Here is a 19,768-nt window from a genome sequence, read left to right on the forward strand (position 1 = left end):
CCCGGTTTGCTTGAGTCGATCGCTTCATGGGAAAGACGCTAACCCCTGCCACTGACAACGGGCCCCGACGTCCCTTCCAGCCTGTGGAAAACCCGGCGACAACCCCGTGTTCCCAAGGCCCTGCACTCCCATGAGAATGGATGTTCGATTTTCGTGTCAAGCGCACCACGCCGGTGCCGGGCCCCTCCTACTTCTGAGCGTCCTCGTCCTCGCCCTGCTGCTCCTTCTTGGAGTGCAGCGCCTTCTGGAGCCGGGCGAAGACCGCCTCCCCGTAGCGCCGGTGCCCGTGCACGCGCGGGTCGTCGGTCACGTCGTACCGCTTCACATAGGCGCCGAGGAAGGCCTGCAGGGTGGCGACGGCGGGGATGGCGATCAGGGCACCGACCGCGCCGAGCAGCGCGGTCCCCGCGATCACCGAGCCGAAGGCGACGGCCGGGTGGATGTCCACGGTCTTCGAGGTCAGCTTGGGCTGCAGCATGTAGTTCTCGAACTGCTGGTAGACCACGACGAAGACCAGCACCCACAGCGCGTACCAGGGGTCCACGGTGAACGCGATCAGCATCGGCAGGGCGCCCGCCAGGTAGGTGCCGATGGTCGGGATGAACTGGGAGACCAGACCGACCCAGACACCGAGCGCGGGCGCGTAGGGCACGCCCAGGATCTCGAAGAGCACGAAGTGCGCGATGCCGGAGATCAGCGCCATCAGGCCGCGCGAGTAGAGGTAGCCGCCGGTCTTGTCGACGGCGATCTCCCAGGCGCGCAGCACCTCGGTCTGCTTGGCCGGCGGGAGCACCGAGCACAGGGAGCGGCGCAGCCGGGGCCCGTCGGCGGCGAAGTAGAACGCGAACAGGAAGATCGTCAGCAGCTTGAAGAGCCCGCCGAGGAGGGTCGCGGAGACGTCGAGCACTCCGGCCGCGCTGTTCTGCACGTACTTCTGCAGCCAGCCGGAGCGCAGCACGCTGTCCTGCACCTCGACCCGGGACAGCTCGGTGTGGAAGTGCTCGTTGGTCCAGTTGATCAGCGAGTCGAGGTACTTCGGGAAGTTCTCGACCATGTCGACGATCTGGCCGGCGAGCATCGAGCCGAGGAGCACGACGAAGCCGACGCCGGCGACCAGGACGGCGAAGGAGACGATGAAGGTGGCCAGCCCCCGGCGCATCCCGCGCGCCGCCATCCGTCCGACGGCCGGCTCGATGGCGAGCGCCAGGAAGAAGGCGAGCAGGATGTTGACGAGCAGCCCGACGAGCTGGTGGAAGGCCCAGTTGCCCAGCAGGAAGCAGGCGTAGAGGGCGAGCGCGAGCACCATGGCGCGGGGCAGCCAGCGCGGCATCCGCGCCGCCGGGGCGGCGGCCTGCGCGCCGGTCCGCGCACCGGACGTCGGGCCGTCGGCGTCAGGCGCGGAGGCGGCAGCAGGCGCGGGGGCGCTGCGGGGGTTTTCGGGGTCGATGGGGGTACCGGTCTGTTCTGTCTTGTCGTTCGCGTCGATCGGGGCCACCCCGCCAGTCTCGCGCACCGCGCGGACAATCCGTCCCGGACCCGTCACATCATCGTTTCTCGGAAGGCACGCCGACGGCCGCGCAGACCGCCCGCCACACGTCCTTGGCCTCCCAGCCCGCGTCCAGGGCCTCGTGCACGGTACGTCCGCCCAGTTCCGCCATCACATGGTCCCGGGCGAAGGACTCCACATAGGACGAACCGAAGTGCTCGGTCATCCGTTCCCAGAAAATCGTCAACCGCATGACCCCAGTATCCCGCCCTCACGAGTGCAGCCCCGGCCGAAGGCCTTGTCAGACGCGCTTTTCCTCCTACCGTCGGAACATGGCCGGAAATCCTCCAGAAACCCCCGCTCCGTCCGCGTCGCAGCCGTCTCCCCTGGCGCGGGCCGAGCAGTTCGTCTGGCTGACTGCCCGCGTGCTCGAACAGCGCCGGTTCGCCTACCACTTCCTGCGCGGCGGCGCGGACCCCGTCGAGACCGCGCTGAGCGCGTATCTGAACGAGGACGGCGGCTACGGCCACGCCCTCGAACCCGATCTGCGCGGACCGGTCAGCCAGCCGCTGCACACCGCCCTCGCGCTGCGCGTGCTCGACTCCATCGGACGCTGCGGCGGGCTGCGGGTCGAGCGGATCTGCCGCTATCTCACCGAGGTGTCCACGCACGACGGCGCGCTGCCCGCCGTGCACCCCTCGCAACGCGGCTATCCGACGGCCCCGTTCGTCACCGTCGTCGACGACCCGCCGAGCGAACTCCTGACCACCGGCCCGGTGGTGGGCCTGCTGCACCGCAACCAGGTCTGGCACGCCTGGCTGTTCCGGGCCACCGAGTTCTGCTGGGACGCCGTCGACTCCCTGGAGAAGACGCATCCGTACGAGGTCCAGGCCGCCGTCGCCTTCCTCGACGGGGTCCCGGACCGCGCCCGCGCCCAGGCGGCGAGCGACCGGCTCGGACGCCTGGTGCGCGAGAACGGGCTCGCGGTGCTCGATCCGGACCGGCCGGAGGACTACCCGGTGGCCGAGGGCTACGCGCCGGACGAGCACCACTACGCGTACGACTACGCGCGCGTGCCGGACTCGCTGGCCCGCCGCTGGTTCACGGACGAGGAGATGGCCCGCGCCCTGGACCACCTCGCGGCGGCCCAGCAGCCGGACGGCGGCTGGCCGGTCACCTGGCGCCAGTGGGCGCCCGGCTCGGCCCTGGAGGCCCGCCCGATGGTCACCGTGGAGGCGCTGCGGACGCTGCGGGCGCACGGGCGGGCGATCGGCTGAGACCCCGGGGGCCGCGGCCCGGGGCGGGGTCAGCCGCCCAGGGCCCGGACCCCGGCCGTGACGGCCACGGCCGCGCCGACGACCACCAGGAACGGGGCCCTCAGGAGCAGTGCGAGGCCCGCGGCGGCCAGGCCGGCGGCGCGGGCGTCGACGGTCAGGGCGCCCTGGGCGCTGAAGGTCTGCTGGGCGGTGAGCGCCGCGAGGAGGGCGACCGGGACGAGCGCGGCGAGCTTCTGGACGAGCGGGCGTTCCAGGGTGCCGGCGGGCACGAGCAGGCCGAGCAGCTTGACCAGGTAGCAGCCGCCGGCGGTCAGCGCGATGGCGATCCAGACGTTCATCGGGTGTCCTCCTTGGAGCGGCCGCCGGTCTTCCGCCCCTGGAAGAGGAGCACGGCGGGGGCGGCGAGCGCGGCGGCGAGCACCGGCACGCCGGCCGGCAGCACGGGCAGCAGACCGAGGCCGAGGACCACGGCGAGGGCGGCGGTGGCCCGCTCGGTGGTGCTCCTCAGCATCGGCGCGAGCAGCGCGAGGAACACGGCGGGCCCGGCCGCGTCCAGGCCCCAGGCATCGGTGTCGCCGATGGCCTCGGCACCGAGGGCGCCGAGCAGCGTGGTGACGTTCCACAGCACGTAGAGGCTCAGTCCGGTCACGGTGAAGCCGATCCGCGCCGAGCGGCGGTCCGGCTGGGCGAGCGCGACGGCCGTGGTCTCGTCGATCACCCACTGCGCGGCGAACGGCCGGACGAGCCGGCGCAGCGCGAGCAGCTGGGACAGGCGCAGCCCGTAGAACGCGTTGCGGGTGCCCAGGAAGAACGCCCCGGCAGCGGCCGTGAACGGATTGCCGCCCGCGGCGAGCGCCCCCACCAGCGCGAACTGCGAGGCCCCGGTGAACACGAGGAGGCTGAGCGCGCAGGTCTGGAGCACGCTGAGCCCGGCACCCGCCGAGGTCACGCCGAAGGCGAACCCGGAGAGTCCGACCGCGATCCCGACCCCGAGCGCGTCCCGGACGACGGCGGAGTCGCTCTTCCGGTCCGCCGTCGCGTCGGCCGTCGCGTCAGCCGTCGCGTCAGCCGTCGCGTCAGCCTTCGGGTCGGCTGCCACGAGGGTTTCCGCTGGTGGGGTTGCTGTCTGTTCTGCCACGTCGCCGACGGTACGGGGCGGGGCGGCGGCCGGTCTTGTACGTTCTTGCGGCCTCAGCGCAGGCCGCGCGCCCGCTGGTACGCGCCCGGCGGCACGCCGACGCTCCGCGTGAAGTGCCGGTTGAGGTGCGGCTGGTCCGTGAACCCCACGGCGACGGCCGCCTCGGCCGGCGGTGTCCCCGCGTCGAGCAGGCGCCGGGCCCGCCGGACCCGGGCGTCGGTGAGCCAGGTGTGCGGCGGCATCCCGTACGCGGCCCGGAAGGCCCGCAGCAGCGCGAAGGGGCTGGTGCCGAGCTCGGCGGCGAGCCGCTCCAGGGTCGGCGGCTCGGCCATCCGCTCCTCCAGGAGCGCACGTGCGCGTGCCGCGTCCCGCGCCCCGGCGGCGAGCGGCGCGAGCGGCGTGATCCGGCCGCCGTGGCTGCGCAGCATCCGCGCGGTGACAAGCCGCAGCAGACTGTCGGCGGCCAGCGCGTTGCCCTCCTCGGCTGCCCGGTGCACCCCGACGACGAGCCGGGCGGCGTACGGGTCGTCCACGACGGGAGCGGTGAAGCCGACCGCGCCGCGCAGCGCGATCGTGTCGTCCGCGATGGAGCGGATCAGCTCGGCATCGGGATACATCGTGCGGTACGTCCACCCCTCGGGCACGCCCGCGTGCCCGGTGTGCGGGGTGTCCGGGTTGACCAGCGCGATCTGCCCGGGCCCGGCCTGGACGAGGTCGCTGCCGTAGTGGAACGCCTCGACGCCCTCGGTGATGGCCGCGAAGACGAAGCTCTCGTGCGTGTGCCGCGAGAACGACTTCCGCACATAGTGCGCGTGCAGCAGATCCACCCCGGGCAGCCCGACCGGCTGCCAGTACCGCGCCCGCTCACCGGCCCGCCCGGCTCCGCCGACGGGCGCGCCACTGCGGTCGCCTTCGGCGACGGCGTGTCCACGCGGCCGCTCACCGGCCTGACCGGCCCGGTCCGTACCGCTTCCGTCCCGGAAAGCCGCAGCTCGTGCGTCCCCGGCACTCGGTGCGCCGGCCGGCGCACCGCTGCGGTCGCCCTCGGCGACGGCATGCCCACGCGGACCGCCGACGCGGTCCCGGTCGGCACGGGAACGCGACGGCTCCCGGCCCTTGCCGGGCTCGCCGTCAGCGACGGCGTGTTGGTGCGGCTGTGCCGCGGCCCGGCCCGCCTCGGCGCGGGCCCGTTGCCGCGCCGCGGCCTGCGGGTCGGCGTCCGTCGGACCCGCCGACGCGGCGCCCCGCCGGGGCTCGCGCCCGCCGGGCGCCGAGGGCCGGTTCCTCCGGTCCTCGTCCCCGCTCGCCGCCGCGCCGCCCGCCATTCCTCCATTCTGCGCCACCCCGCGATCCGGTCACGGCCGAGTTTCCCCAGGTCCGGGCGGTTGTCAGTGCTGGGGTGCACGATGGGGGGCATGGTCAGGTCCGCACTCGACGCGTTCTCCCCCGCGACCCGCAGCTGGTTCACCGGGGCCTTCACCGCGCCCACCGCCGCGCAGGAAGGCGCCTGGCGGGCCATCGGCGCGGGGTCGGACGTGCTCGTCGTGGCGCCGACCGGGTCCGGGAAGACGCTGGCCGCGTTCCTGGCCTCGCTGGACCGGCTGGCGGCCACGCCGCCGCCCGCCGACGCGAAGAAGCGCTGCCGGGTGCTGTACGTGTCGCCGCTGAAGGCGCTGGCCGTGGACGTGGAGCGGAATCTGCGCTCGCCGTTGACCGGGATCCGGCAGGAGTCGGTGCGGCTCGGGCTGCCGGAGCCCGACATCAAGGTGGGCATCCGGTCCGGCGACACCCCGCCCGCCGAGCGGCGGGCGCTCGCGACCCGGCCGCCGGACATCCTCATCACCACACCCGAGTCGCTGTTCCTGATGCTGACCTCGGCCACGCGGGACGCGCTCGCGGGCGTGGAGACGGTGATCCTGGACGAGGTGCACGCCGTCGCGGGGACCAAGCGCGGCGCGCATCTGGCGCTGTCCCTGGAGCGGCTCGACGAGCTCCTGCCGCGCCCGGCGCGCCGGATCGGGCTGTCGGCGACGGTGCGGCCGGTGGAGGAGGTGGCCCGCTATCTCTCCCCGCAGCGGAAGGTGGAGATCGTCCAGCCGCCGTCCGGCAAGGAGTTCGACCTCTCCGTGGTCGTGCCCGTGGAGGACATGGGCGAGCTGGGCGGCTCGCCCGCGTCGGACGCGGCGGAGGGCGGCGACCGGCCGTCGATCTGGCCGCATGTGGAGGAGCGGATCGCCGACCTGGTGCAGGCGCACCGCTCGACGATCGTCTTCGCCAACTCGCGCCGTCTGGCCGAGCGCCTGTGCAACCGCCTGAACGAGATCGCGTACGAGCGGGCCACCGGCGAGGCCCTGCCCGACCGGAAGCCGCCTGCCGAGGTCATGGCGCAGTCGGGCGCCGCCCAGGGCGCGCCACCCCTCCTGGCGCGGGCGCACCACGGCTCGGTGTCCAAGGAGCAGCGCGCCCAGGTCGAGGAGGACCTGAAGGCGGGCCGGCTGCCGGCGGTGGTGGCGACGTCCAGTCTGGAGCTGGGCATCGACATGGGCGCGGTGGACCTGGTCGTGCAGGTCGAGTCGCCGCCGTCCGTGGCGTCCGGGCTCCAGCGCGTGGGCCGCGCGGGGCACCAGGTGGGCGCGGTGTCCACGGGCGTGGTCTTCCCGAAGTACCGGGGCGACCTGGTGCAGTCGGCGGTGGTCACCGAGCGGATGCGGTCGGGCTCCATCGAGTCGATGCGGATCCCGGCGAACCCGCTGGACGTGCTCGCCCAGCAGCTGGTGGCGATGGTCGCCCTGGACTCCTGGCAGGTGGACGACCTTCTGGCGACGGTCCGCCGGGCGGCGCCCTTCGCGGCGCTGCCGGAGTCCGCGTTCACGGCGGTCCTGGACATGCTGGCCGGGCGCTATCCCTCGGACGCGTTCGCCGAGCTGCGCCCGCGCGTGGTGTGGGACCGGGTCGCGGGCACGGTCACGGGCCGGCCGGGGGCGCAGCGGCTCGCGGTCACCTCGGGCGGCACGATCCCGGACCGGGGCCTCTTCGGGGTGTTCCTGGCGGGCGCCGACCCGAAGAAGGGCGGTGGCCGGGTCGGGGAGCTGGACGAGGAGATGGTGTACGAGTCGCGGGTCGGCGACGTCTTCACGCTCGGCACGACGTCCTGGCGGATCGAGGACATCACCCGCGACCGGGTCCTGGTGTCGCCCGCGCCGGGTGTGCCGGGACGGCTGCCGTTCTGGAAGGGCGACCAGCTGGGCCGCCCGCTCGAACTGGGCCGCGCGGTGGGCGCGTTCCTGCGCGAGGTGGGGGCGCTCGCACCGGACGACGCGCGGCTGCGGCTGCTCGCCGCCGGGCTCGACGCCTGGGCGGCGGACAACGTCATCGCGTATCTCGCCGAGCAGCGCGAGGCCTGCGGGCATGTGCCGGACGACCGGACCATCCTGGTGGAGCGGTTCCGCGACGAGCTCGGCGACTGGCGGGTGGTGGTGCACTCGCCGTTCGGCGCGCAGGTGCACGCCCCGTGGGCGCTGGCCCTGGGCGCCCGGCTCGCCGAGCGGTACGGGATGGACGCGCAGGTGATGCACGCCGACGACGGCATCGTGCTGCGCCTGCCCGACGCGGACCTGATGGGGCTCGACCTCCTCGACCACGAGCCGGTGGATCCGAGCCGGCTCTCCGACACCGTCTTCGACAGCGAGCAGGCGCCGGTCGGCGCCGCCGACGCCGTCTTCGACAAGGGCGAGGTCGAGCAGATCGTCACCGACCAGGTCGGCGGCTCGGCCCTGTTCGCCTCCCGCTTCCGGGAGTGCGCGGCGCGCGCCCTGCTGCTGCCCAAGCGCAACCCGGGCAAGCGCACCCCGCTGTGGCAGCAGCGCCAGCGGGCGGCGCAACTGCTCCAGGTGGCGAGCGAGTTCGGCTCCTTCCCGATCGTCCTGGAGGCGGTCCGCGAGTGCCTCCAGGACGTCTTCGACGTCCCCGGCCTGCGCGAGCTGATGGGCGACATCGAGTCCCGCAAGGTGCGCCTGGTCGAGGTGACGACCCCGGAGCCGTCCCCCTTCGCCCGTTCCCTGCTCTTCGGCTATGTCGCCCAGTTCCTGTACGAGGGCGACTCGCCGCTCGCCGAGCGGCGGGCGGCCGCGCTGTCCCTGGACTCCCGGCTGCTCGCCGAGCTGCTCGGGCAGGCCGAGCTGCGGGAGCTGCTCGACGCGGACGTCCTGGCCGAGCTGGAGCGGGAGCTCCAGTGGCTGACGGAGGACCGCCGGATCAAGGACGTGGAGGGTGTCGCCGACGCGCTGCGGGTCCTGGGGCCGCTGACGGACGCGGAGCTCGCCGAGCGCGGCGCCGAGGCCGGCTGGCCCCAGGAGCTGTCCCGGGCCCGGCGGGCGATCCGGGTGCGGATCGCGGGCGCCGAGCACTGGGCGGCGATCGAGGACGCGGGCCGGCTGCGGGACGCGCTGGGCACGGCGCTTCCGGTGGGCGTGCCGGAGGCGTTCACGGAGCCGGTGAAGGACCCGCTGGGCGATCTTCTCGCCCGCCATGCCCGTACCCATGGCCCGTTCACCTCCTCACAGGCCGCCGCCCGCTTCGGCCTCGGCCCGGCGGTCACCGACGGCGCGCTCCAGCGGCTCGCCGCCGCCGGCCGCGTCGTACAAGGCGAGTTCCATCCGTCCGGAATCGGCCAGGAGTGGTGCGACGCCGCCGTACTGCGCCGGCTGCGCCGCCGTTCCCTGGCGGCCCTGCGGCACGAGCTGGAGCCGGTGCCGCCGGCCGCGCTCGCCACCTTCCTGCCGCAGTGGCAGCACCTGGGGAGCAACAGCCTGCGCGGCATCGACGGCCTGGCCCGGGCCATCGAGCAGCTCCAGGGCGCGCCCGTACCGGCCTCGGCCCTGGAGAAGCTGATCCTGCCGTCCCGGGTACGGGACTACTCCCCCGCGCTGCTCGACGAGCTGACCACCACCGGCGAGGTGCTGTGGGCGGGCGCCGGGGCGCTGCCCGGCAAGGACGGCTGGATCTCGCTCTATCTCGCGGACGCGGCGCCGCTGCTGCTGCCCCCGCCGCACCCGCTGGAACTCACCGGGCTCCACGAGTCCGTCCTGGGCATCCTGTCCGGGGGCTACGGCCTGTTCTTCCGCCAGATCGCCGACCAGGTCCGGGCCACCACCCACCCGGACGCGACCGATCCGCAGCTCGCCGACGCCCTGTGGGACCTGGCCTGGTCCGGGCGGCTCACCAACGACACCCTCGCCCCGCTGCGCTCGCTGCTCGGCTCGGGCCGCACGGCCGGCTCCACCGCGCACCGCGCCCGGCGCACGGTCCCGCGCGGACGGTACGGGACGCTGAGCGCCGCCGCCCGCCCGGCCTCCCGCACGGGGCCGCCGACGGTCAGCGGCCGCTGGTCACTGCTGCCCCCGCCGGAACCGGAGCCGACCCACCGGGCGCACGCGCTCGCCCGCACCCTGCTCGACCGGCACGGCGTGGTCACCCGGGGCGCGGTGGCCGCCGAGGGCGTGGAGGGCGGCTTCTCGGCGACGTACCGGATCCTGTCGGCCTTCGAGGACAGCGGGCAGGCCCGCCGCGGCTATGTGGTCGAGGGTCTGGGCGCCGCCCAGTTCGCCATGGACGGGGCCGTGGACCGGCTGCGGGCCGCCGCGAACGCCCGGGACCGGGGTGCCGAGGAGGGCGCGGGCCCGAAGGCCGTGGTCCTGGCGGCCGCCGACCCGGCGAACGCGTACGGGGCGGCCCTGTCCTGGCCGGAGCCGCCGACCGGCGCCGGCCACAAGCCGGGCCGCAAGGCGGGCGCGATGGTCGTCCTGGTGGACGGCGAGCTGACGCTCTACATGGAGCGCGGCGGCAAGACCCTGCTCTCCTGGCCCACCGACCCGGATTCCCCGACGCTCCGGGCCGCCGCGGAGGCCCTGGCGGCCGCGGCCTCGGCGGGCTCGCTCGGCACGGTCACGGTGGAGCGGATCAACGGCGCGACCGCCCTGACCTCCCCGCTCGCCCGCCCCCTGGAGGCCGCCGGCTTCCACGCCACCCCGCGCGGCCTCCGCCTGCGCGCCTGACGCCTGTCTCGGACGGCGGGGCCGCACGCCGGGCGCCAGGCGCGGCATGATGGTCCCATGCCCGAAGGAGACTCCGTCTGGTTCGCCGCCCGCAGCCTCGACGAGGCCCTCGCCGGCCGGGTGCTCACCCGCTCCGACCTGCGCGTTCCCCGCTTCGCGACCGCCGATCTCACCGGCCGGCGGGTCCTCGGCGTCACCCCGCGCGGCAAGCATCTCCTGGCCCGGATCGAGGGCGGGCTCACCCTCCACTCCCATCTGCGGATGGACGGCGCCTGGCGGATCTTCCCGACCGGGGAGCGCCCCCGGGGCGGCCCGGCCCACCAGATTCGGGCGATCCTGGGCAACACCGAGTTCACGGCGTACGGCTACCGGCTGCCGGTCCTGGAGCTGATCCGTACGGCGGAGGAGTCCACGGCGGTCGGCCATCTGGGCCCGGATCTGCTCGGCCCGGACTGGGATCCGGAGGAGGCGGTACGCCGGCTGACCGCCGACCCGGCCCGCACGCTCGGCGAGGCCCTGCTCGACCAGCGCAATCTCGCCGGGATCGGCAATGTCTACAAGTCGGAGCTGGCGTTCCTGGCCGGGGTCACCCCGTGGCTGCCGGTCGGCGAGCTGGCCGAGGGCGTGCCCGGGCGTCTGGTGGCGACGGCCCACCGCCTCCTGGAGGCGAACAAGGACCGCCCGGACCGCCGCACCACCACGACCCGCCGGACCGGCGAGCGGCTGTATGTGTACGGCCGGGAGGGCCGCCCCTGTCCGCGCTGCGGCGGGCCGGTGCACCGCGCCGAGCTGGGCGACCGCGTGACGTACTGGTGCCCGGGCTGTCAGAAGGGCCCACGGCAGGAATCGGGCCAGGCAGCCGGCCCCCACGCTGATTGACGTCTCGCCAGATCCGCTCGTACGCCTCGTCGTTCACGACGGGTCAGTTCCTCCGCCCCGACGACGGCACCACGATGCCCTGGCCGGCCGTGCCCTCGCGCCTCCGCCGCGCCGTGACGAGGCGGCCACGTGCACCGGCAACAGGCTCAGCCCCCAGCCGCCCGCGGCCACCGCCCCCTCGACCGGTCCCGCCTCCCCCGGCATCAGCAGCAGACGCACCACCGCCCACCACCAGAGCCCACCGGCCACCAGTCCGGCCGCGATCAGCGTGAGCGTCACCAGCGGAACCCGTCGCCGTACCATGGCCGCCTCCTCCGGTCGACGCTAGTCCCGCGGGATCACGCGGCGGGAGGGCGCACAGGAGGCGGACCGGGGGCACGGTACGCGTATCGCCATGGTCCGGATTCCTTCCGGTCGCTGCGAGGGCCGCCCGCGCGGCCCCGGCCCAGTCTCACCCGTCCGGGCCGCGCCCGCATCCAGAGGGCAAGGGAAAAGCCCCGGCAAGCACCCCTCGGGGTGCCGGCCGGGGCTTCGCCCCACTTCGCTTTTCGTGCTGCTGATCGGCTCAGGCCGCGACGACGTCCACCGCTTCCGCGGGCGCCTTGATGGTCACCCGCTCGGTGGGCACACCGGCCACCGACGTCACGGACACCGAATTGAGCATCGGCCGGACCGGTGCGCGCACCGGTTCGCTCGCAGCTGCCGACGCGGCCAGTTCGGCCAGCGACAGCTCGTCGCTCACTTCACGCATGAGCTCGGACATCCGTACGTCCAGCGCGTCGCAGATCGCGGAGAGCAGTTCGGAGGACGCCTCCTTCTGCCCCCGCTCCACCTCGGAGAGATAGCCGAGCGAAACTCGGGCGGACGAGGAGACTTCGCGCAGAGTACGGCCCTGGCGCTGGCGCTGCCGACGCAGCACGTCACCCAGCAGGCGACGGAGCAGAATCATCGGTGGCTCCCTCCTCGGACCGCGTAGCCGCATCCTTCACGCCCCACCGTACCGCCTCGCGCCGCGGCCGTGCGGGGAGCGATGTCGTGTTCACTCATGGCTGCAAACATCAATCTCCCCCGTTCTGTTCCGTATCCTGTGCCCGCGCATTTTCCGAGTGTTCGTCGCGGAGCAGTTCACTCAGCAATTCGAGCACGCTCCGTACACTCTCTCTACGGATTTCCGCTCGGTCGCCGTTCAATCGCAACGCGGCCACCTTCCCCGCCCGGGCCGCCCCCGCGGCCTCCCCCGCGGGCCCGGCGACGGCCACGTACACCGTCCCCACCGGCTGTCCGTCCTGCGGGTCCGGGCCGGCGACGCCGGTCGTCGCGATGCCCCAGTCGGCGCCGAGTCTGGCCCGCACACCGGCCGCCATCTGCAGCGCGACCTCCGGGTCGACCGCGCCGCGCTCCGCCAGGAGGGTGCCGTCGACCCCGAGGAGCTGCTCCTTCAGGGGCGTGGCGTAGGCCGTGACGGAGCCGCGGAAGGATTTCGAGGCCCCCGGCACCCCGGTGAGCTCCGCGGCCACCAGACCGCCCGTGAGGGACTCCGCCACCGCCAGCGTGTGACCACGCAGCGCGAGCAGCTGGAGCACCCGGGCGGCCTCGCTCATCGTGACTCGGCCCCCGCGCCCGTCGTCCCGGCCGTCTCCGCGGCCTTGGCGGCCCGTTCCTCGGCGAGCCCCTTGCGGCGCAGGACCACCGCCTGTCGCACATAGTCCAGACCGGTGACCACGGTCAGCACGACGGCGATCGCCATCACCCACCAGCGCAGGGTGGCGAGTGGACCGGTGAGCATCAGCACGTACATGCCGACCGCCGTGCCCTGCGCGAGGGTCTTCATCTTCCCGCCGCGACTGGCCGGAATGACCCCGTGCCGGATCACCCAGAAGCGCATCAGGGTGATGCCGAGCTCCCGGGCGAGGATCACCGCCGTCACCCACCACGGCAGGTCGCCGAGATAGGACAGCGAGATGAGACCGGCCGCCATGATCGCCTTGTCGGCGATCGGGTCGGCGATCTTCCCGAAGTCGGTGACCAGGTTGTACGTGCGTGCCAGGTGCCCGTCGAAGACGTCGGTGATCATGGCGACGGCGAAGGCCGCCCACGCCCAGGCGCGCCAGGCCGGGTCGTGGCCGCCGTCCTGGAAGAGCAGCACCACGAAGCCGGGCACGAGCACCAGGCGGACCATGGTGAGGATGTTCGCGATGTTCCAGAGACTGGCCTGGTTGACGGCCGCAGCCCCCAGCTTGCCGCGGGGCGCCGGCCTGCCGGTCCCGCCCGACGCGGATGCCGGGACTCCGGTCATCTGCCCGCCTCCTCGATACGACACTCGGCGACGAGATCGACGCCCTCGGTGGCGACGACCTCGGCCCTGACCATACGACCCGGGACCAGGCCGGCGTCCTCGGTCGAGTCCAGGGTGAGGATCACCTGGCCGTCCGTCTCCGGTGCCTGGTGCGCGGCGCGGCCGATCCAGCCGTCCTCCTCGTCGAAGGACTCGACCAGTACTTCCAGGGTCTCGCCGATCCGCTCCTCCGCGCGCTGGGCGGTGAGCTCCTCGGCGAGCCGGGACAGATGGGCGAGCCGCTCGTCGATGACGTCCTGGTCGAGCTTGCGCTCGTAACCGGCGGCCTCGGTCCCGTCCTCGTCGGAGTAGCCGAAGACGCCGATGGCGTCGAGCCGGGCGTGCGTGACGAAGCGCTCCAGCTCCTTGAAGTCCGCCTCCGTCTCGCCGGGGAAGCCGACGATGAAGTTGGACCGGGCGCCGGCGGTGGGGGCCTTGGAGCGGATGGTGTCGAGCAGCTCCAGGAAGCGGTCGGTGTCGCCGAAGCGGCGCATCGCCCGCAGCACGTCCGGCGCGCTGTGCTGGAAGGACAGGTCGAAGTACGGGACGACCTTCTCGGTCGAGGTCAGCACGTCGATCAGGCCGGGCCGCATCTCGGCGGGCTGGAGGTAGCTGACCCGGACCCGCTCGATGCCGTCGACGGCCGCGAGCTCGGGCAGCAGGCTCTCCAGGAGGCGGATGTCGCCCAGGTCCTTGCCGTACGAGGTGTTGTTCTCGGAGACCAGCATGATCTCCTTGACGCCCTGCTCGGCGAGCCAGCGCGTCTCGTTGAGCACGTCCGAGGGGCGGCGCGAGACGAAGGAGCCGCGGAAGGACGGGATGGCGCAGAAGGAGCAGCGCCGGTCGCAGCCGGAGGCCAGCTTCACGGAGGCGACCGGGCTGGTGTCCAGGCGGCGGCGCAGGGGCGCGCGCGGCCCGGAGGCGGGCGCGAGGCCCTCGGGCAGATCCGTCAGGTCGGCGGGCGCGTCTTCGGTGTCTCCGGGCGCCTCGGCGCCGTCGCCGTGTCCGGGCAGGGCCACGCTCGCGGCGGCCTGCTGGCGCTCCACCGGCGACAGCGGGAGCAGCGTGCGCCGGTCGCGCGGGGCGTGGGCCTCGACGCTGCCGCCGCTGAGGATGGTCTGGAGGCGGTTGGAGATGTCCGTGTAGTCGTCGAAACCGAGCACACCGTCGGCCTCGGGCAGCGCGTCGGCGAGCTCCTTGCCGTAGCGCTCGGCCATGCAGCCGACGGCGACGACGGCCTGGGTGCGGCCGTGGTCCTTCAGATCATTGGCTTCGAGGAGGGCGTCGACGGAGTCCTTCTTGGCGGCTTCGACGAAGCCGCAGGTGTTGACGACGGCGACGTCTGCGTCCTCGGCGTTCTCGACGAGCTCCCAGCCGTCCGCTGCCAAGCGGCCTGCGAGCTCCTCCGAGTCCACCTCGTTACGGGCGCAGCCGAGAGTGACAAGGGCGACGGTACGGCGTTCGGGCATGGACTCAAGACTACTTCGTCCCGGCCGTGCCTCCGTCGCGCAGGGTTCACCTGCGCGACGGCCGTCACACACGGTGGCGGAGGTCAGCCGGCCTGCGGGTCGCCCTTGGTGTACGACAGGCGCTCGACCTGACCGGACTCGAAGGTGTCCTCGACCTTCTTGCCGTTGACGTACAGCTCGATCGGCCCGGCGTTGCCGAGGATGAGATCGATCCGCTCGTCGTCCTGGAAGGTCTTGGACTCGCCCGCGAGGAGCAGGCCGTCGAAGAGCAGCTTGCCGTCGTGGGCCTTGGCCGAGATCCAGCTCTTGTCGTCGGTCGCGGTGAGTTTGACGGTGACCTTGTCCAGAGGGGCCGCCGCGATGGCGGACTCGGAGGGCACGGGCTTGGGGTCGGCGGTCTTCGTCGGCTTGGGCTTGGCCGGGGCGGTGGTCTTGGTCGCGGGGGCCGGGCCTTCCGCGGACGCGCCGGCCTGGCCGGACCCGTCGTTCCCGTTGAACATCGTGAAGCCGACGAAGCCGACGACGGCGACGATGGCCGCGACCATGGCGGCGGTCCAGTTGGGACGGCGGGGCTCGGGGCGGATCCGTTCCGCCTCGAACAGCGGGGCGGCCGGGGTGGGCGACGGGCGGCCGCCGTGCTCGGCGTCGTACTGCTCGACCAGCGGGGCCGGATCGAGCCCGACGGCGCGCGCGAGCGTGCGGATGTGCCCGCGGGCGTAGACGTCGCCGCCGCAGCGCGAGAAGTCGTCCTCCTCGATCGCGTGCACGATCGGGACGCGCACACGGGTGGAGGCGCTGACCTCTTCGACGGTGAGACCGGCGGCGACACGGGCCTGCTGGAGGGCACGACCGATCGAATCCCGGTCATCTGCCGGGAAGTTCCGGTCGTCCTCGGGGGATTCGGGGGAGTTGCCGATGGACACGAGAGCGCCTTTCGAGCGTGTAGCCACCTGCTGGATGTTCAGTCTATGGGTGGTACGAAAGGGTGGGGCAACCGGGCGGGCGTGGTTTGTACGCCATGAGGCTGGGACAGGGTCCTGTCCCTCCCTCCAACTTGACGTACGCCCAAGGGAAACGGTTGCTCGCTTTCCCTTACGAGTGAGTCTCGGCCTGGTCTCGATACAGGTGCGCCTGCCGGGAAGGGGCTCTACTCCCCGCCCCGGATCAGGTCGAGGACCGCGTCCAGCTCGTCCGGCTTGACCAGCACGTCGCGGGCCTTGGAGCCCTCGCTCGGTCCGACGATGTTCCGCGACTCCATCAGGTCCATGAGCCGGCCGGCCTTGGCGAAGCCGACCCGGAGCTTGCGCTGGAGCATCGAGGTGGAGCCGAACTGGGTCGAGACGACCAGTTCCGCGGCCTGGCACAGCAGGTCGAGGTCGTCGCCGATCTCCTCGTCGATCTCCTTCTTCTGCTTGGAGCCGACCGTGACGTCGTCCCGGAAGACCGGCGTCATCTGGTTCTTGCAGTGCTGGACGACGGTGGCGACCTCGTGCTCGGTGACGAAGGCGCCCTGCATACGGGTCGGCTTGTTCGCGCCCATCGGCAGGAACAGGCCGTCGCCCTTGCCGATCAGTTTCTCGGCGCCGGGCTGGTCGAGGATGACCCGGCTGTCGGCGAGCGAGGAGGTGGCGAAGGCGAGCCGGGAGGGCACGTTCGCCTTGATGAGGCCGGTGACGACGTCCACGGAGGGCCGCTGGGTGGCGAGCACCAGATGGATGCCGGCGGCGCGGGCCAGCTGGGTGATGCGCACGATCGCGTCCTCGACGTCCCGGGGCGCGACCATCATCAGGTCGGCGAGCTCGTCGACGATCACCAGGAGGTACGGGTAGGTCTTGAGCTCGCGCTCGCTGCCCGGCGGCAACTGCACCTTGCCGTCCCGGATGGCCTGGTTGAAGTCGTCGATGTGCCGGAAGCCGAAGGCGGCCAGGTCGTCGTAGCGCAGGTCCATCTCGCGCACCACCCACTGGAGGGCCTCGGCGGCCTTCTTGGGGTTGGTGATGATCGGGGTGATCAGGTGCGGGATGCCCTCGTAGGCGGTGAGCTCGACCCGCTTGGGGTCGACGAGCACCATCCGGACGTCCTCCGGGGTCGCTCTTATCATCACCGAGGTGATCAGGCAGTTGATGCAGGACGACTTGCCGGAGCCGGTCGCGCCGGCCACCAGGATGTGCGGCATCTTCGCCAGGTTGGCCATCACGTAGCCGCCCTCGACGTCCTTGCCGAGCGCCACCAGCATCGGGTGGTCGTCCTCGGCGGCCTCGGCCAGGCGCAGCACGTCGCCGAGGTTGACCATCTCGCGGTCGGTGTTCGGGATCTCGATGCCGACCGCGGACTTGCCCGGGATCGGCGAGATGATCCGCACGTCGGGGCTGGCCACGGCGTACGCGATGTTCTTGGTGAGCGCGGTGATCTTCTCGACCTTGACGGCCGGGCCGAGCTCGACCTCGTACCGGGTGACCGTCGGGCCGCGGGTGAAGCCGGTGACGGCCGCGTCGACCTTGAACTCGGCGAAGACGTTGGTGAGCGAGTCGACGATGGCGTCGTTGGCGGCGCTGCGGGTCTTGCCGGGGCCGCCGCGCTCCAGGAGGTCCATGGAGGGCAGGGAGTACGTGATGTCGCCGGCGAGCTGGAGCTGTTCGGCCCGCGGCGGCAGGTCGGTCGGCTCGGGCGCCGGCTTGGTGAGGTCCGGCACCCCGCCGCTGCGGTCGCGGGCGGTGCCCCGCGCGGTCGGTACGGGCGCCGCCTCCGGGGCCTCGGGCTGCGCGTGGGCCGCCGAGGCGGCCACGGCGGCGGCCCGCTCGGCGGTGACGTCCCGGGTGAGGCCGGCGACCAGCGGGGAGGGCGGCATGCCGTTGAGGACGGCGCCGTCGAGCGCGGCGGCCGCGGCGGCGGCCACGTCGACCGGGTCGAGTCCGGCGGTGTCGAAGGCGGACGAGGACGGTACGGACGAGGACGGTGTCGTACGGCCCCGGCGGCCGCGGCGCTCCAGGGCCGCGGCCTCGGCCCGGTCGGGGTCGTAGTCCGGTCCCGCGCCGGGCGCGCGCCGGCGCACGGGCCGTGCGGTACGGGGTGCGTCCTCGCGCCACTCGTCGTCGTAGTCCTGGTACCCGGCGTCCTGGTACCCGGCGGCGTCCTCGGGGGCGTACGCCGGCTCGACCAGGCCGAGCTTGGCGCCGAGGGCGCGCAGCCGCTGCGGGATGGCGTTGACGGGGGTGGCGGTGACCACGAGCAGGCCGAAGAGCGTGAGCAGCACCAGGAGCGGTACGGCGAGGACCTCGCCCATCGTGAAGACCAGCGGCTTGGAGGCGGCCCAGCCGATGAGCCCGCCGGCGTCCTGCATGGCCTTGGTGCCGTCGCCGCGGCCGGGCGAGCCGCAGGCGATGTGGACCTGTCCGAGCACGCCGATGACGAGCGCGGACAGTCCGATCACGATCCGGCCGTTGGCCTCCGGCTTCTCCGGGTAGAGGATCAGCCGTACGCCGATGGCGCCGACCAGCAGCGGAACGAGCAGGTCGAGCCGGCCGAAGGCGCCGGTGACCAGCATCTCGACCAGATCACCCACCGGGCCGCGCAGATGGGACCAGGTGCCGGCGGCGACGATCAGGGCGACGCCGAGCAGGAGCAGCGCGAGTCCGTCCTTGCGGTGCGCCGGGTCGAGGCCCTTGGCGCCGCGCCCTATCCCCCGGAACATCGCGCCCACGGCGTGCGCGAGCCCGAGCCACACCCCGCGCACGAGCAGGTACACGCCCCCGGTGGGGGACGGGGCCGGGCGCGGAGCGGTCTTCTTGGCCGCCGTCTTGCGCGCGGGAGCGCGCTTGGCGGGCGCGGCCTTCTTGGCCGGCGGCTTCTTCGCGGAGGGCTTGGCGGGCGACTTCGCGGCCACGGTCTTCTTCGCGGCACCGCCGGCACCGCCGGCACCGCTCGTACGGCCGGCGGCTCGTGGTTTCGCGGTGCCCGCCGTGCCCTGGGAACCCTTGCCGGACGTACGTGAGGCCATGGTGCTGAGGTTACCTGCGCAACCCGCCGGGGAAACAGCGCTCTCCGCGCTCACCCGTTCGTGTCGCCCGTGCCGGGGCGCGAAACTGACGCCCGCTCATGGCGGGGCGCCGGTGGTCGGGCTCCGTGCCATGACCGCGGGTCAGGCCGGGCTCGGCCGCGCGGGGTGTCCGCGCCCGCCGGGTCGGCCCGCCGGATCGGCCCGCCGGGTCAGGCCTGCGCGGGCAGGCTGGGCGCGCCGCCGGTGCCCGGCTCAAGGGCGTCGAGCGCGCGGCGCAGTCCGGTCAGCTTGCGCTCCAGGTGCGCGGCGGTGGCGACGGCCGCGGCGTCGGCGGAGTCGTCGTCGAGCTGCTTGGAGAGCGCCTCGGCCTGCTCCTCGACGGCGGCGAGCCGGGCGGAGAGTTCGGCGAGCAGCCCCGCGGACTCCTTGGAACGGCCGGCGGGGCCGCCGCCCTCCAGCTGGAGCCGGAGCAGCGCGGCCTGCTCGCGGAGCTGACAGTTCTTCATGTACAGCTCGACGAACACGGAGACCTTGGCGCGCAGCACCCACGGGTCGAAGGGCTTGGAGATGTAGTCGACCGCGCCCGCCGCGTACCCCCGGAAGGTGTGGTGGGGGCCGTGGTTGATGGCGGTGAGGAAGATGATCGGGATGTCCCGGGTCCGCTCGCGCCGCTTGATGTGCGCCGCGGTCTCGAATCCGTCCATGCCGGGCATCTGGACGTCCAGCAGGATGACCGCGAAGTCGTCGGTCAGCAGCGCCTTGAGCGCTTCCTCCCCGGACGATGCCCGCACCAGTGTCTGATCGAGCGCGGAGAGAATGGCCTCCAGCGCCAGCAGATTCTCCGGCCGGTCATCGACCAGGAGGATCTTGGCCTTCTGCACCATGCCCCGTCCTCCTCGCCCCGGCACTGGCTCTCTCCGGCTCTGCGTGCCGGGGGAAGCACCGGGCGCCGCCCCAGAAGACGACTCCCATGCGCCGTCCGTCCTTGTGCCGGTCATCGTAGCCGCACCCCACCCGTCGCCACACCCTGTCACCGCATTGTCACAGAACACGCATTCCGTGCCCGTACGTCGAACGCGGCGGGAGACCAGAAGGTTCCCCGTCCGGCGGGCTCTCACACCCGGATGGCGAGGG

16 protein-coding genes are annotated in these 19,768 nt (G+C 73.3%); 3 read left to right on the plus strand and 13 right to left on the minus strand.

The annotated features are described in order from the left end of the window. Positions 1 to 187: 187 nt before the first annotated feature. Both AB0C73_RS13770 and AB0C73_RS13775 read right to left on the minus strand, forming a co-directional pair. A complete protein-coding gene (locus AB0C73_RS13770; RefSeq protein ID WP_362528732.1) occupies positions 188 to 1,486 on the minus strand; it encodes an AI-2E family transporter in 1,299 nt (432 codons plus the stop codon). A gap of 58 nt (positions 1,487 to 1,544) precedes the next feature. Continuing rightward, positions 1,545 to 1,739, minus strand: coding sequence for a DUF3046 domain-containing protein (locus AB0C73_RS13775; protein WP_362528664.1), 195 nt, complete (start codon positions 1,737 to 1,739; stop codon positions 1,545 to 1,547). Between the two features lie 79 nt (positions 1,740 to 1,818). Between AB0C73_RS13775 and AB0C73_RS13780 the strand changes: the two genes are divergently transcribed. Then, positions 1,819 to 2,763 (plus strand): hypothetical protein, encoded by a 945-nt coding sequence (locus tag AB0C73_RS13780; RefSeq protein ID WP_362528667.1) that lies wholly within the window; start codon positions 1,819 to 1,821, stop codon positions 2,761 to 2,763. A gap of 29 nt (positions 2,764 to 2,792) precedes the next feature. Here AB0C73_RS13780 and AB0C73_RS13785 read toward each other — a convergent pair whose 3' ends face one another. The 3 genes from AB0C73_RS13785 to AB0C73_RS13795 form a co-directional block, all read right to left on the minus strand. Continuing rightward, the gene (locus AB0C73_RS13785; protein ID WP_362528670.1) at positions 2,793 to 3,101 is read right to left on the minus strand and encodes an AzlD domain-containing protein; all 309 of its coding nucleotides are present in this window, start codon (positions 3,099 to 3,101) and stop codon (positions 2,793 to 2,795) included. Then, positions 3,098 to 3,745 carry an AzlC family ABC transporter permease gene (locus AB0C73_RS13790; protein ID WP_362528735.1) on the minus strand — a complete coding sequence of 216 codons (648 nt, stop codon included), beginning with the start codon at positions 3,743 to 3,745 and terminating at the stop codon, positions 3,098 to 3,100. The genes AB0C73_RS13785 and AB0C73_RS13790 overlap by 4 nt, the downstream gene beginning before the upstream one ends. A 209-nt stretch (positions 3,746 to 3,954) precedes the next feature. Further along, positions 3,955 to 4,737 carry an AraC family transcriptional regulator gene (locus tag AB0C73_RS13795; protein ID WP_362528737.1) on the minus strand — a complete coding sequence of 261 codons (783 nt, stop codon included), beginning with the start codon at positions 4,735 to 4,737 and terminating at the stop codon, positions 3,955 to 3,957. A gap of 579 nt (positions 4,738 to 5,316) precedes the next feature. Between AB0C73_RS13795 and AB0C73_RS13800 the strand changes: the two genes are divergently transcribed. Continuing rightward, complete coding sequence (locus AB0C73_RS13800; protein ID WP_362528673.1) at positions 5,317 to 9,954, plus strand: ATP-dependent helicase; 4,638 nt, start codon at positions 5,317 to 5,319, stop codon at positions 9,952 to 9,954. A gap of 57 nt (positions 9,955 to 10,011) precedes the next feature. Continuing rightward, positions 10,012 to 10,833 carry a DNA-formamidopyrimidine glycosylase family protein gene (locus AB0C73_RS13805; RefSeq protein WP_362528676.1) on the plus strand — a complete coding sequence of 274 codons (822 nt, stop codon included), beginning with the start codon at positions 10,012 to 10,014 and terminating at the stop codon, positions 10,831 to 10,833. A 33-nt stretch (positions 10,834 to 10,866) separates the two neighbouring features. Here the strand turns inward: AB0C73_RS13805 and AB0C73_RS13810 are convergent, their stop codons facing one another. The 8 genes from AB0C73_RS13810 to AB0C73_RS13845 form a co-directional block, all read right to left on the minus strand. Further along, the gene (locus AB0C73_RS13810; protein WP_362528678.1) at positions 10,867 to 11,136 is read right to left on the minus strand and encodes a hypothetical protein; all 270 of its coding nucleotides are present in this window, start codon (positions 11,134 to 11,136) and stop codon (positions 10,867 to 10,869) included. A gap of 262 nt (positions 11,137 to 11,398) precedes the next feature. Next, on the minus strand, positions 11,399 to 11,782 hold the full coding sequence (locus AB0C73_RS13815) for a helix-turn-helix transcriptional regulator (RefSeq protein ID WP_362528681.1): 384 nt from the start codon (positions 11,780 to 11,782) through the stop codon (positions 11,399 to 11,401). 109 nt (positions 11,783 to 11,891) lie between these two features. After that, on the minus strand, positions 11,892 to 12,434 hold the full coding sequence (locus AB0C73_RS13820; protein ID WP_362528684.1) for a CinA family protein: 543 nt from the start codon (positions 12,432 to 12,434) through the stop codon (positions 11,892 to 11,894). Further along, complete coding sequence (gene pgsA, locus AB0C73_RS13825; RefSeq protein ID WP_362528686.1) at positions 12,431 to 13,129, minus strand: CDP-diacylglycerol--glycerol-3-phosphate 3-phosphatidyltransferase; 699 nt, start codon at positions 13,127 to 13,129, stop codon at positions 12,431 to 12,433. Before pgsA ends, AB0C73_RS13820 begins: the two co-directional genes overlap by 4 nt. Further along, complete coding sequence (gene rimO, locus AB0C73_RS13830; protein ID WP_362528689.1) at positions 13,126 to 14,637, minus strand: 30S ribosomal protein S12 methylthiotransferase RimO; 1,512 nt, start codon at positions 14,635 to 14,637, stop codon at positions 13,126 to 13,128. Before rimO ends, pgsA begins: the two co-directional genes overlap by 4 nt. Positions 14,638 to 14,720: 83 nt before the next feature. Next, complete coding sequence (locus AB0C73_RS13835) at positions 14,721 to 15,560, minus strand: RodZ domain-containing protein (RefSeq protein WP_362528692.1); 840 nt, start codon at positions 15,558 to 15,560, stop codon at positions 14,721 to 14,723. Between the two features lie 224 nt (positions 15,561 to 15,784). Then, entirely contained in the window at positions 15,785 to 18,634 is a 2,850-nt protein-coding gene (locus AB0C73_RS13840) for a DNA translocase FtsK (RefSeq protein ID WP_362528694.1), read from the minus strand. A 209-nt stretch (positions 18,635 to 18,843) separates the two neighbouring features. After that, the gene (locus AB0C73_RS13845) at positions 18,844 to 19,518 is read right to left on the minus strand and encodes a response regulator (protein ID WP_362528697.1); all 675 of its coding nucleotides are present in this window, start codon (positions 19,516 to 19,518) and stop codon (positions 18,844 to 18,846) included. Between the last annotated feature and the right edge of the window lie 250 nt (positions 19,519 to 19,768).

The organism is Streptomyces sp. NPDC048623 (assembly GCF_040650755.1).
Taxonomy (GTDB): domain Bacteria; phylum Actinomycetota; class Actinomycetes; order Streptomycetales; family Streptomycetaceae; genus Streptomyces.

Bases quoted from the DNA above. Each gene is read 5' to 3' on its own strand.
- AB0C73_RS13775 (WP_362528664.1), bottom strand. From the start codon at position 1,739: ATGCGGTTGACGATTTTCTGGGAACGGATGACCGAGCACTTCGGTTCG.
- AB0C73_RS13780 (WP_362528667.1), top strand. From the start codon at position 1,819: ATGGCCGGAAATCCTCCAGAAACCCCCGCTCCGTCCGCGTCGCAGCCG.
- AB0C73_RS13785 (WP_362528670.1), bottom strand. From the start codon at position 3,101: ATGAACGTCTGGATCGCCATCGCGCTGACCGCCGGCGGCTGCTACCTG.
- AB0C73_RS13800 (WP_362528673.1), top strand. From the start codon at position 5,317: ATGGTCAGGTCCGCACTCGACGCGTTCTCCCCCGCGACCCGCAGCTGG.
- AB0C73_RS13805 (WP_362528676.1), top strand. From the start codon at position 10,012: ATGCCCGAAGGAGACTCCGTCTGGTTCGCCGCCCGCAGCCTCGACGAG.
- AB0C73_RS13810 (WP_362528678.1), bottom strand. From the start codon at position 11,136: ATGGTACGGCGACGGGTTCCGCTGGTGACGCTCACGCTGATCGCGGCC.
- AB0C73_RS13815 (WP_362528681.1), bottom strand. From the start codon at position 11,782: ATGATTCTGCTCCGTCGCCTGCTGGGTGACGTGCTGCGTCGGCAGCGC.
- AB0C73_RS13820 (WP_362528684.1), bottom strand. From the start codon at position 12,434: ATGAGCGAGGCCGCCCGGGTGCTCCAGCTGCTCGCGCTGCGTGGTCAC.
- pgsA (WP_362528686.1), bottom strand. From the start codon at position 13,129: ATGACCGGAGTCCCGGCATCCGCGTCGGGCGGGACCGGCAGGCCGGCG.
- rimO (WP_362528689.1), bottom strand. From the start codon at position 14,637: ATGCCCGAACGCCGTACCGTCGCCCTTGTCACTCTCGGCTGCGCCCGT.
- AB0C73_RS13840 (WP_362528694.1), bottom strand. From the start codon at position 18,634: ATGGCCTCACGTACGTCCGGCAAGGGTTCCCAGGGCACGGCGGGCACC.
- AB0C73_RS13845 (WP_362528697.1), bottom strand. From the start codon at position 19,518: ATGGTGCAGAAGGCCAAGATCCTCCTGGTCGATGACCGGCCGGAGAAT.